This is a genomic window from Acidovorax sp. A1169, assembly GCF_030704685.1.
Classification (GTDB): Bacteria; Pseudomonadota; Gammaproteobacteria; order Burkholderiales; family Burkholderiaceae_C; genus Acidovorax.
On sequence record NZ_JAUZDX010000017.1, the window covers coordinates 42,987 to 59,376 of the forward strand.

Sequence of the window (16,390 nt, forward strand, 5' to 3'; positions counted from 1 at the left end):
GGGTCAGGCCTTTTTCTGCTGAAGCAGCAGGCGTGAGCGTGCCCGGGCGCGCAGCGACAGGTAGGCCACCAGCGCGATCAGCACGGCCGAGGCCAAGCCCAGCAGCGTGAGCAGCAGCGGGTTGCGCGAGAGGTACCACTGCGCGAACAGGAAGGGGTTGAGCCGGCCCACGTGGTAGGTCTTCTCGGCCACCAGGCTGTCCACCTGCTTGCCGCGTACCACGGCCGTGCTGCCCTGCACGAGCTGCAGGCGCTCGGGGTCGAGCAGGGCCTCGATGGCCTGGGTCAGGCCGGCGGCCTGGTTGCTGGCCACCAGCACCACGCTGCGGCCTTTGCGCAGGGGCGACTCGAAGCCGGCGATCACCGCATCGGTGCTCTGGCTGCTGAAGGCCACCTGCGCCTGGCGCGGCTGGGCGCCATCGTGCTGGCCCGGGTCCCACCAGGTGAGCAGGCGGTTGGCGAAGTCCGACAGCTGAAAGCGCCGCTCGCTGCCGCCCAGCGCCACCGGGATGGCATCGGCCCAGCGCGTGAGCAGGGGCTGGTTGCTGCCCGAGGCCAGCACCAGCAGGTCCTTGTCGGCCAGCATGTCCACCTGGCTGGCCGCAGCCACGCGCACGCCCGTGGCCGGGTAGCCGGTGGCACGGCCCATCAGGCCCATGAGGGAGAGGTAGGCGGTGTAGTCGCCAGCGACGGGCTGGTCGGGCAGCACCACGGCGGTCTGCGACAGGTCGGCCATGCGCGTGAACGGAAAGCCGGCATTGCCAAAGGCCGCCAGGTCCGGCATGGCGATGAAGTGCGCAAAGCCCGAGATGTCGATGGTCGAATCGGGCTCCACCGTGCCGCGCACGTTGTCCAGCGGCACATCGCGGCAGGCCCCCACTTTGACCACGTCTTGGAAGTAGTGGAACTGCAGCTGCGTCTGCGCAGGCAGCTTGAACAGCGGCAGGCGAAACTGCTCGCGCGCGGGCACCGTCTCGCCCGTCGGCAGGGTGGCGGCTGCCAGGCGGTCCAGCACGCCGGGCTCCTCATGCGAGACGGTGCGCAGCGGCAGCGCACGCAGGAACTGCTGGTTGGCGTTGATGTTGAGCGTGGACTTGTCCGCCGTGGGCCGGGGCGTGTAGCGGTAGCGCAGGTCCACCGGGATGCCCTTGTCGCGCCAGGCGAACAGGTCGGGCGGCAGCACGAAGTTGATGCGGATCAGGTCGGGCGAGTAGCCCGCCACATTGAGCGTGCGCTGCTCGGCCAGCTCGCCGAACTTCACCGGGCGCTCGGACGACAGCCAGTGCGGCGCGTCGTAGGGCTTGCGAGGCTTGAGTTCGGTGACCTCGGTGATGGTCGCCAGCGGGCCCGACAGCGCCGTGCCGCCCACAGCCAGGGCGCGCGCGGCGGTGGCCAGCTCGGCATCGTCGCGCCCCATCACCAGCAGCAGCTTGCCATGCGGGTCGCCCGGGTGCGGCACCAGCGCCACCGTCGGGCCCTTGGCCTCGGGCAGGGACAGTCCGGGGATCTGCCGCGAGCCGGAGACCATGACCACAGCATTGCCACGCTCGGGCAGCGTGCCGACACGGGCAGGGAACTGCGCCCCGCGGAAGCCCGCGAGCGCGCCGAACCAGGACGACAGCGTGCCCGCCGCCTCCAGCGCGCCGGATTCGGGCGCGGTGCCGAACACCAGGGGCAGGTTCAGCTGGCGCACGTCGCGCCGGTCGAAGAAGGGCTGGGGCAGCAGGGCTAGGTCATTGGCCTGGGCCACCGGGGCGACGGTGAGCTCCAGCGCGCTGTCGTTCCCAATGTTGGCCCACAGGCTGGTGTGCATGGGGTCTTCGCACTCGCGCGTGTAGTGGCCGATCAGCTCCAGGTTGATGCGGTTGAACTCGGTCAGCAGCCGCGCGGGGATGGGGATGTCGCGCTGCAGGTTGCGCCCGGCCTCCTGCGGCGGCACGGGGATGGTGGCGGCCACCTGCTCGTTGACCACCACCTTGATGTGCGAGATGTCGGCCAGCAGCGCGGGCGAGTAGGCATAGTTGAGCCGCAAGCGCGCCTGGGTAACGACCTCGTCGCTGCGGATGCTGAAGGCCACGCCGCTCGTGCCCTGCACACCGCGCAGCTGCAGCGGGAACAGCGCACCAAGCTGCTTGAAGCTGGTCTGGTAGGTGCGCCCGCCTGGCACGGGGGCGACCGCAGGCTCGGCCACACCGGGCGCCGCCACTGCGTTGCGCGCGGTGGGCAGGGCCGCACTGGCCAGGACCAGCGCCACCACGGTAGGCAGCAGGCGCAGGCGGTGGGGGGTGTGGAGGGAAGGGTGTCGTGCGGTCATGGTGCGGGGTCGTCGGCAGGAACAGGGGAGGCAGCGCGGCGCTGGCGCAGGCTCTGAAAGGTATGGGAGGCCAGCAGGCCGATGCCGTGCACGCCGATGGCCAGCACACCCTTGAGCGAAGCCAGTGGCCGGTCACGCTGCCCCGTGCCCCAGGTGGAGACCCAGGCATCGGCGCGTGCGAAGGTCATGGCGGCCAGCTCGGCCTGCTGCGGCAGGCTCAACTGGTCGAAGCGCAAGCCCAGGCGGCCGGGGCCGCAGAAGGTGACCACGGCGGGGAAGACGCCTTCCTCGTCGGCACGCGAGAGCGATACCGACAGCGTGCTGCCCACGGGGATCTGCGTGCCGGGCGGCACCACCAGCCCGAGGCCGTGCTGGGAAAAATCTTCCGTGCGGCAGACCAGGGTGTGCCCGCTGTCCAGGCGGATCACCGCCGGCAGGCTGGCCGCCACGCGCGGCGTGCTGCGGATCTGGCGCGTCTCGCTGGCCACGGCCACGCTGGCGCCCAGCAAAATGACGTTGTAGGTGGTCCAGACCATGTTGATGACCAGCGTGGTCATGGCCTCGTCGGTCGCCGAGAACATGCGCGCGATGCCCACCATGAAGCCCACCAGGTTGATGGCCAGCAGCACAACGTAAGGCCGGGCCATGGTCCAGTCGAAGTACGCCTTTTCGATCACGCCGCCCTTGGCTGTGACGTTGAACTTTCCCAGGCGCGGGTTGATGAAGGCCACGATGACCGGCCGCATGATGTACCAGGCCAGCACCGATTCGTACACCTCGTTCCAGAACGAGTAGCGAAACCGCCCCTGGATGCGCGAGTTGGTGGTGCTGGCATGCGCCAGGTGCGGCAGCGCGTAGGCCGTGATCATGAGCGCCGTGGCCTGGAACACCTGGGCGCCGAACAGCAGATAGGCCAGCGGCGCGGTGAGGAACACCAGGCGCGGCAGGCCGTAGAAGAAGTGCAACATCGCGTTGAGGTAGCACAGCCGCTGCCCCAGGCCCAGGCCGGGGCCGAAGAGCGGGTTGTCCACCCGGGCGATCTGCGCCATGCCGCGCGCCCAGCGGATGCGCTGGCCCACGTGGCCCGACAGGCTCTCGGTCGCCAGACCCGCGGCCTGCGGCACTTCGAGGTAGGCCGTGCCGTAGCCCCGGCGCGCCAGCTTGAGCGCGGTGTGCGCGTCCTCGGTCACCGTCTCCACCGCGATGCCGCCCACCTCCAGCAGCGGCCCGCGCTTGATGATGGCGCACGAGCCGCAGAAGAACGCGGCGTTCCACAGGTCGTTGCCGTCCTGCACGATGCCGTAGAACAGCTCGCCCTCGTTGGGCATGGCGTGGAAGGTGTCCAGGTTGCGCTCGAACGGGTCGGGCGAGAAGAAGACATGCGGCGTCTGAAGCATGGCCAGCTTCTCGTCCTTGAAGAACCAGCCCATGCAGACCTGCAGGAAGGAGCGCGTGGGGATGTGGTCGCAGTCGAAGATGGCCACGTACTCGGAATGCGTGACCGCCAGCGCGGCGTTGATGTTGCCCGCCTTGGCATGGTGGTTGTTGTCGCGCACCAGGTAACCCACGCCGGCGCCGGCGCAGAAGTCGCGAAAGTCCGCGCGGCGCCCGTCGTCGAGCACGTAGACATGCAGACGGTCGGCTGGCCAGTCCATGCTCATGGCCGAGAACACGGTCTGCTTGACCACGTCCAGCGGCTCGTTGTAGCTAGGTATGAACACGTCCACGCTGGGCCACAGGCTGCTGTCTGCCGGCAGCGGCACGGGGCGGCGCTGCAGCGGCCAGGCGGTCTGGAAGTAGCCGATCAGCAGCACCAGGAAGGCGTAGAGCTCGGCCATCACCAGGCCGAAGCCGAAGAACGCGTCGAGCAGGTTCTCGAAGCCCACCGTGTCCGTCAGCCGCCAGTAGATGTAGCGCGTGGAGGCGGTGATGGACAGCACGATCATCGCCAGGGTGGACAGCCGCCCCGGCGTGCGGCCGAGCAGCAGCGCCGCCGCGAACGACCCCGCCGAAAACAGCCACTGGGATTGCAGGTCCAGCGGCACGCTGACCACCAGGCCGAACAGTGCGGCACTGCACAGCACCGCCGCAACCCGTGCCATGGGGTGCTGCCAGAGCGCCCAGGCGGTGATGCGGTGCACCACCGAGCGCCAGCGCGCCTGGAGGCTGTGCGCATCGGCATCGGCCACCTCGTCGGCGCGTGGGCGGTGGTCCAGGCTCACCGCGGCATCCCGGCCGAGGGTTGCAGCCAGGCCAGCAGGCGCTGTGCGCACTGGCGGTAGTCGTGCGCCGCCTCGCAGGCTGCATCGTGGTCGAGCACCGTGCGGCCATGGGCCAGCGCCTCGCGCACCGATTCGTCGCTGTGGATGCGGCCCACCAGGCGCTCGCCGAACTGCTCGTGCAGCACGCGGGAGAGGTCGCGCGACAGGGCGCGCGCGCCATCCATCTGGTTGACCAGGTACACCGGCCCTTCTGCCACCGCATGCGAGGACCCGTAGGCCTGGGCCAGCCGCTGCATGAAGGGCAGGGCCGCGTAGGAGGCCGCATCGGGCAGGGTGACCACCAGCGTGTGGTCGGCCGCCGCCAGCGCCTGCAGCGTGGCGGCCGAGGGGCCGGGGGGCGTGTCGACCAGCACCAGGGCATCGGCCGGCAGGTTGAGCCCCTTTAGCTGCCCGGCCAGCCACTGCGGGTGGGCGGCCAGCTGCTGCTCGAAAGCCAGGCGGTCTTCCTCGTTCACGAGGCCGTGGGGCAGCACCTGCGGGGCCTGTGCGCCATGGTCTGGCACCACCCCGGGCAAGCGGGTACCCAGCCAGGCATTGCCCGCCAGGCTGGCGCGCGCCACGCCCGACAGGGTGTGCGGGTCGGCGCCAAAGTGCAGCGCCAGCGCGTTCTGCGGGTCGAGGTCCACCGCGAGCACGGCCGGTGCGCCCGCCTGGGCCAGCGCAGCGGCCAGGTTGGCGGTGACCGTGGTCTTGCCCACGCCGCCCTTGGCGGAGACGACGGCAATGACCCTCATGCGGGCGTGGCAGGCCCGGCGTCAGGGAATACGGCTCGCACCACCGGCGGGATATCGGCCTGCGCCAGCCCGCGAAGGGCACGCACCAGCGGCCAGCGCTCGCGTGCCTGGTGGCTGGCCTGGGCGCGGGCCAGTTCCTGGTAGCCCGCAGGCTTGCCGCCGAATTGCTGGAACAGGTTCACGATGTCGGTGGACGCGGGCATGGGCACAGGGGGTCAGGAGAGGTCTGGAAGTGCCCAGCCTGTCACGGCGGGCCTGTTGCAGCGCCGATCATGCGGCACTGCAACAAAAAGCCCCTTGTTAACCATTGTCAACCAGAAGGCTTTGCCTCTTCAGTGTGTGCCCTACGCAACAAGCGTGCCCATGCAGAGCGTTCGCAGCTACGAACGTTCGTGCCTTTGTGCACTGTTACAAGCGCTTGAACCCAGATCGCGGCAGAAGACGGGTCGCTCAGGCCGTGGCCAGGCTGTCTGCCGCGCTGGCGATCACGCCGCCGCCCAGGCAGACCTCACCGTCGTAGAGCACGGCCGATTGGCCGGGCGTGACGGCCCACTGCGCGTCCGGGAACTGCAGGCTCAGGCCGGCGCCGTCGGCCGCGAGCACGGTGCAGGCTGCATCCTGCTGGCGGTAACGCGTCTTGGAGCCATAGACGCCCGGGGCCGGCGCGTGGCCGGCCGTCCAGCTCACGTCCTGCGCGGTCAGCGCGTGCGACAGCAGCCAGGGGTGGTCGTGCCCCTGCACCACGCGCAGCGTGTTCTTCGCCAGATCCTTGCGCGCCACGAACCAGGGCTCGTGCTCGCCGCCGCCGCGCTGGGCGCCCTTTTCCTTGATGCCGCCGATGCCCAGGCCCTGGCGCTGGCCGAGGGTGTAGAAAGACAGGCCCACGTGCTTGCCCAGGGTGCGCCCCCGGTCGTCCTGGATGGGGCCGGGGGCATGGCTGATGTAGCGGTTCAGGAACTCACGGAACGGCCGTTCGCCGATGAAGCAGATGCCGGTGGAGTCCTTCTTCTTGGCGTTGGGCAGGCCGATCTCCTCAGCGATGCGGCGCACCTCAGTCTTGTGCAGCTCGCCCACCGGGAACAGGGTCTTGGACAGCTGCGCCTGGTTCAGGCGGTGCAAAAAGTAGCTCTGGTCCTTGGACGGATCGAGCCCCTTGAGCAGCTCGAACAGGCCCGAGGCCGGGTTCTGGCGAACACGTGCGTAATGCCCGGTGGCGATCTTCTCGGCGCCCAGGCGCATGGCGTGGTCGAGGAAGGCCTTGAATTTGATCTCGGCGTTGCACAGCACATCGGGGTTGGGCGTGCGGCCGGCCTGGTATTCGCGCAGGAACTCGGCGAACACCCGGTCCTTGTAGTCGGCCGCGAAGTTCACGTGCTCGATCTCGATGCCGAGCACGTCGGCTACGGCGGCCGCGTCCACGAAGTCGATGTTGGACGAGCAGAACTCGCTGTCGTCGTCGTCTTCCCAGTTCTTCATGAAGATGCCGACCACCTCGTGGCCCTGCTGCTTGAGCAGGTGGGCGGTGACGGCCGAGTCCACGCCGCCCGATAGGCCGACGACGACGCGGTGCTTGGTTGGTGCTGTCATTGCCCAGATTGTATTTTTTATGCTGCGGGCACGCTGCGCGGGCGCGAAGAACGCGTAGCCACCAGCAGGTCATACAGCTGCTGGGCCGCCGGCGACAGGGAGCGCCCGCGGCGCTTGATGAGCCCCATCTGCCGCGTGACCACCGGGTCCACCAGGGGAATGCTGACCAGCGTGGGGTGGTCCTTGCCCGGCATGGCCAGGCGCGGCACGGCGGCCACGCCCAGCCCCGCCTCCACCAGGCCGAGCAGGGTGGTCACATGCTTGGCCTCGTACAGGCACTGCGGGCGGTCGGGCACGTTGGCCAGCGCCAGGTCCATCAGCAGGCGGTTGCCCGAGGTCTTGCCCACCGACATGAAATCGTGCTGGCCCAGCTCTGCCCAGGTCACCTTCTTGCGCCGCGCCAGCACGTGGTCGCGCCGGCAGGCGGCCACGAAGCGCTCGGCCAGCACGGGCTTGAACTCGATCTCGGCCTCCTGGCTGCCGATGAAATTCAGGCCAAAGTCGGCGTCGCCCTGGGCCACGGCCACCAGCACCTCGTTGGCGCTGGCGTCGTGCACCTTGACGCGGATCTTCGGAAAACGCTCGTGGTAGCGCTTGACCACCTGCGGCAAAAAGTAATAAACGGCCGATGGCACGCAGGCGATCGTCACCTCGCCCATGCGCCGCGCCGCCACGTCGCCCAGGCCCATGAGCATGCCGTCGAGATCGTCGAGCCACAGCCGCGTCTTGCGCGCGAAGTCGCGGCCCACGGCCGTGAGCGTCACGCGGCGCGTGGTGCGGTCGAGCAGGCGCACGCCCAGGGCCTCTTCGAGCTTGTCGATGCGGCGGCTGAAGGCCGGTTGCGACAGGTGGATGGATTCGGCCGCAGCGCGAAAGCTGTGCAGCTCGGCCACCGCAGCAAAGGCCTGGATGTCGGCAAGGTCGAACTTGTTGTGCATGGCATGTCCTGGCAGGAACGAAAGTGGGAGGCAATGGGGCGCAGGGCGTTGCGCGCCGTGCATCAATGCTTCGCAAAATTGCAATTTACAGGCCCCATTTCAGCACGTAAAAGCGCCTGGCATTTATTGCGTCGTATGCATCAATAGTTGCCAACAATGCAATTCACAAACAAACCGGAGAGCCGCACCATGCAGACGCATGAGCTACAACCTTCCTTGCGTTCTGATGCGTGGCGGCACCTCCAGGGGCCCCTTCTTCCTGGCCGACTGGCTGCCGCAAGACCCGGCAGAGCGTGACCGCACGTTGATCGCGGCCCTGGGTTCGCCGCACGAGCTGCAGATCGACGGCCTGGGCGGAGGCAACTCGCTGACCAGCAAGGTGGCCATCGTCTCGCGCTCGGCGCATGCCGGCTGCGACGTGGACTACCTGTTCGCCCAGGTCAGCGTGGACGAGGCCCGCGTGGACACGCGGCCCAACTGCGGCAACATGCTGGCCGGCGTGGGCCCCTTCGCGATCGAACAGGGCCTGGTGCCCGCCAGCCGCACCGGCGACGTGACGCGGGTGCGGGTCTACAACGTGAACACCCGCTCGCGCATCGACGTGCAGGTGCAGACCCGCGGCGGCCGCGTGCACTACGAGGGCGATGTGCGCATCGACGGCGTGCAGGGCACGGCCGCCCCGGTGCTGATGAACTTCCTCGACGCCTGGGGCGCCGTCACAGGGCAGATCTTCCCCACCGGGCAGCGCATCGACACTATCCAGGGCCTGCCGGTGACCTGCATCGACGCCGCCCAGGTGATGGTGCTGGTGCGTGCGGCCGACCTGGGCCTGCGCGGCGACGAGAGCCCCGCCGAACTCGATGCCGACAGCGCACTGCTCGCCCGGCTCGAAGCCCTGCGCTGCGAGGCCGGGCTGCGCATGGGCATGGGCGACGTCTCGGGCAGCGTGCTGCCCAAGCCGGTGATCGTCTCCGACGGACCGGCGCCCGGCAGCATCGTCTCGCGCTACTTCACGCCCCGGCGCTGCCACCGCTCGCATGCCGTGACCGGCGCCATCGGCGTGGCCGCCGCCCTGGTGCTGCCCGGCACCGTGGCCAGCGACGCGCGCAGCGCACCCAGCGCCGGCACGCGCCGCGTGGAGGTGCTGCACCCGGCCGGCCGCATCCACGTGGATGTCGAACTCGCCCTGGTGGACGGTCAATCCACGCTGGTGCAGGCCGCGCTGGTGCGCACGGCCCGAAAGATCCTGGAAGGCACCTTGTTCGTCGCAGAGACCGCGGCACAACACGCCTGACTTCCCTTTTTCTCATCCACTCACAACGACATGACAGGAGACAAGACCATGACACACCCATCCCCATCGCGCCGCCGCACCCTGGCCGCCGCACTGGCCCTCGCCACGCTGGCCGGCGCACCTCTAGTGGCGCACGCCGCCTTTCCCGAGCGCTCCATCACCCTGGTCGTGCCCACGGCCGCCGGGGGCGGCAACGACGGCATGGCGCGCGTGGTGGCGCAGAAGATGTCGCAGCTCCTGGGCCAGTCGGTGATCGTGGAGAACAAGGCCGGCGCCAACGGCGCCATTGCCGCCGAGTACGTGGCGCGCGCCACGCCGGACGGCCACACCCTCCTGTTCGGCTACATCGGCACGCACGGCATGAGCCCGGCGCTGCAAAAGCTGCGCTACGACCCCGTCACCCAGTTCGAGCCCATCGGCATGGTCTGCTACTCGCCCACGCTGATGGTGGTCAACCCCAAGGTGCCCGCGAAGACGGTGGCCGAGTTCGTGGCGCTGACCCGGGCCAACCCCAGCGCCTACAACTACGCCTCGGCCGGCAACGGCACGGCGCCGCACTTCTCGGCCGAGATGTTCAAGCTCGAGAGCGGCGCGCAGATGGCGCATGTGCCCTACCGCGGCTCGGCCCCGGCAATGAACGACACCATGGCCAACCAGACGCAGGTGATGTTCCCCAGCCTGTTCTCGGCCTCTTCGCATGTGAAGAACGGCAAGCTGCGCGCGCTGGCGCTGGCCGGACCCAAGCGCTCCTCGCTGATGCCCGATGTGCCCACGCTGGAAGAAGCCGGCATCAAGGGCGTGGAGATCACGCAGTGGTACGCGCTGTTCGCCCCAGGCAAGACACCCAAGGCCGTGGTGGACCAGCTCAACAAGGCGCTCAACACCGCCCTGGCTGACAAAGACGTGGCCCGGCGCATCGAAGAACAGGGCGCCGTGGTGGACAGCAGCACGTCCGAGGCCCTGGCCCTGACCGTGCGCCAGGAACTGGCCAAGTGGCGCGGCGTGGTGCAGAAGGCCCAGTTGACGGCGGATTGAACCCGCTCACAAGAACATTTGATCCGAGGAGACGGCATGAAGAAGACAAACGGCGCCATCTGCGCCCTGCTGGCCTGCGCGCCGGCGTTCGCCCAGACCGCATCGACCAGCCCATCCGCCAGCAGCCTCACGCTCTACGGCGTGGTGGACCTGGGCTTGCGCCACGCGAGCGGGCTCACGGCCGCCAACGCCCCCGCACCGGGCTCGCACCACAGCCTGGGCAGCGGCATTCATACCACCAGCCGCTGGGGCGTGCGCGGCAGCGAGGACCTGGGTGGCGGCGCCCGTGCGCTGTTCAACCTGGAAAGCGGCCTCAACGCCGATACCGGTGCGCCCGCCAACAGCGCCAAATACTTCGACCGCGCCTCGTGGGTGGGCCTGCAGGCGGGCTGGGCCACCGTGGCGCTCGGCCGCCAGACCACGCTGCTGGCCGATGCGATCTCGCCCGTGGACCCGCTCTCCATGCGCTTCGCCAGCTTCAACCCCAACATCGGCGTCTCGGCGCTGAGCCAGCACGGCCTGGGCATCGAGTACGGCAGCGCGGGCGCCAATACCGGCTCCTACCGGCTGGACAATGCCGTCAAGCTCACGGGCCGCTTTGGCGGCCTCACGGCGCGGGCCATGCTGGGGGTGGGCGAGGTGGCATCGCAATCGTCGGCCCTGTCCTCGCACGGCCTGGGCCTGGCGTATGCGGATGGCGGCTTCACCGTTTCGGGCGCATGGCAGACCTTCAAGGACGCCAACCTGCGCCCGCTCGATGCTGCCACGCTCGGCGCGGCCTGGCAGTGGGGCAGCGTGCGCCTGGCCGCGAATGCCGGGCGCAGCAAGGCGCAGACGGGCGCGGCCACACACACCGAACAGCGCGTGCTTTCGGCTGGCGCCACCTGGGCGGCGCTGCCGCTGCTGGACCTCACGGCCACCTACTACAAGATCGACCGCACACGCACCGCCGCAGCCGACGACGGCTATGGCCGCATGGTGGCCTTCGCCGAATACAAACTGTCGCGCCGCACGCGGGTCTACGTCGAGCTGGACCACACACGCTGGCGCAACGGCTACCAGGGCGCAGCCAACAAGCGCGTGGCCACCGGCGCCTCTGCCGGGGTCACGCACAGCTTTTGAAGCCGCTAAACGAACTTGCCCGTGATGCCGCCGTCCACCACCAGTTCCGTACCGGTCACATAGGCCGAGGCATCGCTGGCGAGGAAGGCGCAGGCGTGGGCCACGTCCCAGGCCGTGCCCATGCGGCCCATGGGCACCTGGCGGGCGCGTGCGGCGCGGGCTTCGTCGAGGCTGGTGTCCGAGAACATCCTGGCCACCGTGTTGGCGATGCGCGGCGTGTCGATCAGCCCCGGCACCACGGTGTTGGCGCGCACGCCCTGGCCCGCGTACTGCTGCGCCACCAGGCGCGTGAAATGCGTGACCGCGGCCTTGGTGACCCCATAGGCCAGGTGCGGGTAGCCCAGGTAGCGCATGCCCGCGATGGACGAGATGGTGATGATGGAGCCGCGCCCGCGCTCCACCATGCCGGGCAGCACCTCCTGGCAGGCCAGCAGCAGGCTGCCCACGTTCACGCCGTGGATGCGCTCGAAATCTTCGGCGCTGGTCTCCAGCGGGCCGCCGGTCTTGCCGATGCCCACGTTGTGGTGAAGCACGTCGATGGCGCCGCCGAAGCGCTCGCGCGCCTCGGAGAACAGGCGCTTCACGTCCGCTGCCTCGGCCACGTCGCCCACGAAGGTGGCGGCCGTACCGCCCTCGGCCTTGATGAGCGCCGTGGTCTCTTCGGCCGAGGCCGCGTCGCGGTCGGCCACGCAGACGCTGGCACCCAGGCGCGCATAGGTCACGCAGGCGGCCCGGCCGATGCTCCAGCCCGGGCCGGCCGAGCCACCGCCGGCCACGAAGACCACGCGGCCAGACAGGTCCAGCGGCAGGGCAGGTGGAATGGTCTTCTGCGCGCTCATGGTGCCAGCCCCACAGTCATGCCGCCGCACACGTAGACCACCTGGCCGGTGATGAAGCCCGCGCGCGCATCGAGCAGCGATGCCACGAGGTGCGCCACCTCGTCGGGCTGCCCCATGCGGCGCACGGGGATGGTGTCCAGGATGCGCTGCGTGGCCGGTGCGCCGGGCGGGTTCACGCGTTCGAAGAGTTCGGTGGCAATCGGCCCGGGGCCGATGGCGTTGGCGGTGATGCCGTCGGCGCCCAGCTCCAGCGCCAGGGTGCGCGTGAAGCCGTGCACCGCTGCCTTGCTGGCCGAGTAGGCGATGCGCTCGCCCTTGCCCAGTGCGGCGCGGCTGGAGATGTTGACGATGCGGCCGAAGCACGCCGCGCGCATGGCGGGCAGCAGCGCCTGCACGCAGGCGATGGCGGCCGCCAGGTTGACGGCCATCACGGCCTGCAGGTCGGCACTGGTGGCCGCATCGATGCCGGCCGGGCGCACGATGCCCGCGTTGTTCACCAGCCGGGTGATGGCACGCTCGGCCACGGTGCGAGCCAGCGCGTCGCGCAGGGCGGCCTCGTCGGCCAGATCCACCTGCACGAAGGTTTCATGCGCGCCGAGGCTTTCCGGCGCCGCGATGTCGAAGTTCACGACCTGCAGGCCGTCGGCCATCAACCGCGTGGCCACGGCGCGGCCGATGCCGCGGCTGGCGCCGGTGACGAGCACCGTGCCTTCCTGGCCGCCGCTCATGCCTGGCCATCCTTGCCGCCGACGAAGGGAATCGCGTGCTCGATGGTGTCCCAGATGAAGCGGCCCGAGGGGCTGTTCTGCTCTTCGACGATGTGTGCCACCAGGCCGGCCGCGCGCGATATCACGGCAAAGCCGCGCATCACCGCCGTGGGCACGCCGATCTCGCCCAGCAGCGCGGCCACCGCGCCCGTGGCGTTGATGGTGATGGGACGGCCGGCCACCTCGTCCACGGCCTGGGACAGACTCTGCAGCGCACGGATCTTGTCGCCCTTGAGTTCGGCCTCGGCGCGGCCCATCTCCAGCAGCTTGTAGGCGCGCGGGTCCACGGGTTTGTGCAGGTGGTGGCCAAAGCCCGGCACGGGGGACTTGAGGCCCTTGTAGTGGCGCGCGATGGCCAGTGCCTCGGCAGCGGGGTCGGCTGCGGCCGCGATGCGGTCGAGCAGACCGGCGCAGTTCTCCATGGTGCCCACGAAGGAGCTGCCCACGGCCAGCAGGCCGGCCGACACGGCGCCCTGCAGGTTCTCGGGCGCGCTCATGTAGATCAGCCGTGTGGCGATGGCGCTGGGCGTGAGGCCGTGCTCCATGAGCACGATAAGCACCACGTCAGTGATGCGCAGGTCCACGCCGCGCGGCGCGCGGCCCAGGATCTGCATGAGCATCACCTCGGTAAAGGTCTTCTTTCCCATCAGGTCCTCCACCAGGTTCGCATCGCGGTAATGCAGGCTGGTGAGGGTGTGCGTGCACAGGCTGGTGACGGGGGTCTTGGCGGATGGGGCGGTCATGGAGTGGGTTCCTTCAGGCGGTTGCTGCCAACGCGGCATCGCGCACGGCGGACTTGAGCACCTTGCCCACGGGCGAGCGCGGCAGGCTGTCGTGAAAATGGATGTGCTTGGGCGTCTGCACCGGCCCCAGGCGCTCGCGCACGAAGGCGATCAGCTCGGCCTCGCTGGCCTGCTCGCCGGGGCGCAGCTGCACGGCGGCCTGCACGGTCTCGCCCCACTTGTCGTCAGGCAGGCCGAACACGGTGCATTCGTGCACAGCCGGGTGCTGGCCCAGCGCGTTCTCCACGTCCACGGGGTAGACGTTGAAGCCGCCGGTGATCACCATGTCCTTGAGCCGGTCCTTGAGGTAGAGGTAGCCACGAGCGTCGATGAGCCCGCGGTCGCCGGTGTGCAGCCAGCCGTCCACCAGGGTCTCGGCGGTCTTCTCGGGCAGGCGCCAGTAACCGCTCATCAGCAGGTCACCGCGCGCCACCACCTCGCCCACCTCGCCGGTGGGCAGCAGCCCGCCATCAGGCGCCATGATGGCCACGTCGCTGAACCAGGTGGTGCGGCCCACGGCCGCCCAGTTCTGCGGGTCCTCGAAGTCCTCGGGCAGCATCACGGTGAGGATCTGCGGCGCCTCGGTCTGGCCGTAGGTGGTGCCCAGCACCGGGCCGAAAAAGTCGCGCACCTGGCGGATCTTCTCGGGCGGCATGGGCGCGCCGCCATAGATCAACCGGCGCAGGCGCGGAAAGTCGGCGCGCGAGGCGCCGGGCAGCGCCATCAGCATGTAGACCAGCGTGGGCGGCATGAAGCACACCGTGCCGCCGCGCTCGCGGAAGGCCGTGCGCACCGCCTCGGCGCCCGCGCCGCCCAGCACCACGTGGCAACCGCCCTGCGCCAGGATGGGCAGCAGGTAGGTGGAGGTGCCGTGCGTGATGGGCGCCGCGACGATGTAGCGCTCGTGCTCGTCGAAGCCCCAGGCGTGGATCTGGTTGGTGATGTTGGCCATCCACGCGCGGTAGGGCTGCATCACGCCCTTGGGCGCGCCGGTGGTGCCGCCCGTGAACTTGATGGCCTGCGTGGCATCGGCGGGCAGGTCGATCACAGGGCGCGGCGCACCGGCGTGCACGGCGGCCAGGTCCGCCAGCCCCGCGGTCGGCACGCGGGCCCCGGGCGCGCCGTCGAGCAGGTCGGCGCAGGCCGCATCGAGCACCAGGATGGAGGGCTCGGTCGCGTCGATGATGCGGCGGATTTCGTGCCGGGTGCTCTTGGGGTTGAGCGGCACCCAGACCTTGCCACAGGCCAGCACCGCCAGCAGCGCAGCGATGTGGTCGGCGCTGTTGCCCACGCAGATGCCGACGCGGCTTTGCGGCGCCGGGTCGAGCGCGGTGAAACCGGCCGCGAGGGCCGCCACGCGCGCGGCCAGCGCGTCGTAGCGGATGGCGCCCTCGGGCGCGTCGATGGCGATGCGGTCGGGCCAGCGCTGGGCGGCGCGCCAGAAGAAATCGATGGGGAACATGGAGGGCAGGTATTCCAGGGTTGCGATTCGATGAAAGGCGTCACAAGCGGCGGGCAAAGCCCAGCGAAGCGGTCCTGGCTAGGCGTTTCGTCGCAGGCAGTACGGTCAGTACGACAAGACGGAACAACGACGCCAGGGGGGCTTTTCCCGTCGCCTACTCCGCGGTGGCGCCGGAGGCCTTGACGACCTCTCGCCAGCGCTTGATCTCGGCGGCGGCAAAGCTGCGCATCTTGTCGGGCGTGCCGGAGTCGGGCGTGGCGGCCAGCTCCTGCAGGCGGTTGCGCACCTCGGGCAGGGCCAGCACCTTGTTGAGGGCGGTGTTGAGCTGCTCCACCACAGGGCGCGGCGTGCCCGCAGGCGCGGCCAGGGCAAACCACGACTGCACGTCGAAGCCGGCGTAGCCCGACTCGGCCAGCGTGGGCACGTCGGGCAGCAGGGGCGAGCGCTGGGCGCTGGTGATGGCAATGGCGCGCAGCTTGCCGGCCTGCACATGCGGCAGGGCCGAGGGCGTGTTGTCGAACATCGAATCCACCTGGCCGCCGAGCAGGTCGGTGACGGCGGGGGCGCTGCCGCGGTAGGGCACGTGCAGCATCTTGAGCTGGGACTGCATCTTGAACATCTCGCCCGAGAGGTGGATGGACGAGCCGCTGCCCGAGGATGCGAAGGTGATGCCGTCCTTGGACTCCTTGGCGTAGCGCACGTAGTCGGCCAGGCTCTTCACCGGCAGCTTGGGGTTGACCACCAGGATGTTGGGGATCTTGGCGATCATGCCGATGGGCTCGAAGTCCTTGACCGGGTCGTAGCCGAGCTTGGGGTACAGCGAGGCGTTGATGGTATTGGCGATGGTGTAGACGTAGAGCGTGTAGCCGTCGGCCGGGGCGCGCGCCACGTTCTCGGCACCCACGTTGCTGTTGGCGCCCGCGCGGTTGTCCACCACCACGGGCTGGCCGAGCTGGTCGCCGAGCTTGACGGCGACCAGGCGCGCGATGACGTCGGTGGCGCCGCCGGCTGCATAGCCCACGACGAGCTTGATGGGCTTGTTGGGCCAGCCCGTGGCGCCGGCGGTCTGGGCCTGCAGGGGCAGGGCGGCGGTGCAGGCGATGGCAGCGGCGGCCAGGGCCAGCAGGCGCCGGCGCGGTGCGGTGGTGGCAGGGGTGTGCGATGTCATGTCTTGTCTCCTGGTGTCTTGTGAAAATCCCGTCTTCGCGTCCCGGCGGCGTGGCTCTGCGGCACAC

14 protein-coding genes are annotated in these 16,390 nt (G+C 69.6%); 3 read left to right on the top strand and 11 right to left on the bottom strand.

The window, feature by feature from the left end:
- Positions 1-3: 3 nt before the first annotated feature.
- The 6 genes from bcsB to QYL93_RS23370 form a co-directional block, all read right to left on the bottom strand.
- The gene (bcsB, locus tag QYL93_RS23345) at positions 4-2,313 is read right to left on the bottom strand and encodes a cellulose biosynthesis cyclic di-GMP-binding regulatory protein BcsB (protein ID WP_305745893.1); all 2,310 of its coding nucleotides are present in this window, start codon (positions 2,311-2,313) and stop codon (positions 4-6) included.
- Positions 2,310-4,535 (bottom strand): UDP-forming cellulose synthase catalytic subunit, encoded by a 2,226-nt coding sequence (gene bcsA, locus QYL93_RS23350; RefSeq protein ID WP_305745894.1) that lies wholly within the window; start codon positions 4,533-4,535, stop codon positions 2,310-2,312. Before bcsA ends, bcsB begins: the two co-directional genes overlap by 4 nt.
- The gene (bcsQ, locus tag QYL93_RS23355; RefSeq protein ID WP_305745895.1) at positions 4,532-5,329 is read right to left on the bottom strand and encodes a cellulose biosynthesis protein BcsQ; all 798 of its coding nucleotides are present in this window, start codon (positions 5,327-5,329) and stop codon (positions 4,532-4,534) included. The genes bcsA and bcsQ overlap by 4 nt, the downstream gene beginning before the upstream one ends.
- A complete protein-coding gene (gene bcsP / locus QYL93_RS23360; RefSeq protein WP_305745896.1) occupies positions 5,326-5,532 on the bottom strand; it encodes a cellulose biosynthesis protein BcsP in 207 nt (68 codons plus the stop codon). The genes bcsQ and bcsP overlap by 4 nt, the downstream gene beginning before the upstream one ends.
- A 247-nt stretch (positions 5,533-5,779) precedes the next feature.
- Positions 5,780-6,916, bottom strand: coding sequence for a tRNA 2-thiouridine(34) synthase MnmA (mnmA, locus tag QYL93_RS23365; protein ID WP_305745897.1), 1,137 nt, complete (start codon positions 6,914-6,916; stop codon positions 5,780-5,782).
- A 17-nt stretch (positions 6,917-6,933) separates the two neighbouring features.
- Positions 6,934-7,854 carry a LysR family transcriptional regulator gene (locus tag QYL93_RS23370; protein WP_305745898.1) on the bottom strand — a complete coding sequence of 307 codons (921 nt, stop codon included), beginning with the start codon at positions 7,852-7,854 and terminating at the stop codon, positions 6,934-6,936.
- Between the two features lie 199 nt (positions 7,855-8,053).
- Between QYL93_RS23370 and QYL93_RS23375 the strand changes: the two genes are divergently transcribed.
- The 3 genes from QYL93_RS23375 to QYL93_RS23385 are packed head-to-tail and all read left to right on the top strand — an operon-like array spanning position 8,054 to position 11,305.
- Complete coding sequence (locus tag QYL93_RS23375) at positions 8,054-9,148, top strand: 4-oxalomesaconate tautomerase (RefSeq protein WP_305745899.1); 1,095 nt, start codon at positions 8,054-8,056, stop codon at positions 9,146-9,148.
- A 48-nt stretch (positions 9,149-9,196) separates the two neighbouring features.
- Entirely contained in the window at positions 9,197-10,183 is a 987-nt protein-coding gene (locus QYL93_RS23380) for a tripartite tricarboxylate transporter substrate binding protein (RefSeq protein ID WP_305745900.1), read from the top strand.
- A gap of 36 nt (positions 10,184-10,219) precedes the next feature.
- Positions 10,220-11,305 carry a porin gene (locus QYL93_RS23385; RefSeq protein WP_305745901.1) on the top strand — a complete coding sequence of 362 codons (1,086 nt, stop codon included), beginning with the start codon at positions 10,220-10,222 and terminating at the stop codon, positions 11,303-11,305.
- A 5-nt stretch (positions 11,306-11,310) separates the two neighbouring features.
- On the opposite strand, the gene QYL93_RS23390 is transcribed toward QYL93_RS23385, so the two are convergent.
- The 5 genes from QYL93_RS23390 to QYL93_RS23410 all read right to left on the bottom strand — a co-directional run bounded on the left by QYL93_RS23390 (position 11,311) and on the right by QYL93_RS23410 (position 16,323).
- Positions 11,311-12,144 carry an SDR family NAD(P)-dependent oxidoreductase gene (locus QYL93_RS23390; protein WP_305745902.1) on the bottom strand — a complete coding sequence of 278 codons (834 nt, stop codon included), beginning with the start codon at positions 12,142-12,144 and terminating at the stop codon, positions 11,311-11,313.
- Positions 12,141-12,872 carry an SDR family oxidoreductase gene (locus QYL93_RS23395; RefSeq protein WP_305745903.1) on the bottom strand — a complete coding sequence of 244 codons (732 nt, stop codon included), beginning with the start codon at positions 12,870-12,872 and terminating at the stop codon, positions 12,141-12,143. Before QYL93_RS23395 ends, QYL93_RS23390 begins: the two co-directional genes overlap by 4 nt.
- Positions 12,869-13,654 carry a citryl-CoA lyase gene (locus tag QYL93_RS23400; protein ID WP_305745904.1) on the bottom strand — a complete coding sequence of 262 codons (786 nt, stop codon included), beginning with the start codon at positions 13,652-13,654 and terminating at the stop codon, positions 12,869-12,871. The genes QYL93_RS23395 and QYL93_RS23400 overlap by 4 nt, the downstream gene beginning before the upstream one ends.
- Before the next feature lie 13 nt (positions 13,655-13,667).
- A complete protein-coding gene (locus QYL93_RS23405; RefSeq protein WP_305745905.1) occupies positions 13,668-15,155 on the bottom strand; it encodes a class I adenylate-forming enzyme family protein in 1,488 nt (495 codons plus the stop codon).
- Positions 15,156-15,309: 154 nt separating this feature from the next.
- A complete protein-coding gene (locus tag QYL93_RS23410; protein WP_305745906.1) occupies positions 15,310-16,323 on the bottom strand; it encodes a tripartite tricarboxylate transporter substrate binding protein in 1,014 nt (337 codons plus the stop codon).
- Between the last annotated feature and the right edge of the window lie 67 nt (positions 16,324-16,390).